This is a genomic window from Pseudomonas sp. 910_23 (genome assembly GCF_052850795.1).
Genome location: NZ_VXCZ01000055.1, coordinates 1 through 358 on the forward strand (window position 1 = coordinate 1; position 358 = coordinate 358).

Genomic DNA, 358 nt, shown 5'->3' on the forward strand with positions numbered 1-358 from the left:
CGGCAGCATGGAACCGAAGAAGCCGCTGTCGGCTTTCTTCAATTCGCCAATGGCGTCGGTGCCATTGATGCCGATGCCGATGACGTTGGCCGCCTTGAAGCCGGCACTTTCGGTGGCGCGCACGCCGCCCAGTACCGTGTTGTCGTTCATGCCGCCGATGATCAGGTTCTTCGCCCCGCTCGGCAGCTTGACCAAGGCCGAGTTGGTGGCGTCCATGCTGCCGGGTACGTCGAGGGTTTTAAGCGCGGCGGTGAGGATGTGATCCTTGGGAATACCAGCGTCTTCCAGGGATTTGATCGAGCCGTCGGTACGCTTCTTGCCGGTGTCGAGTTCGTTGAAGGTGTTGATCACCGCATAA

1 pseudogene is annotated in these 358 nt (G+C 60.1%); it reads right to left on the reverse strand.

The window, feature by feature from the left end:
• Positions 1-358: pseudogene (locus tag FW800_RS27300) on the reverse strand (arabinose ABC transporter substrate-binding protein); the annotation flags it as partial.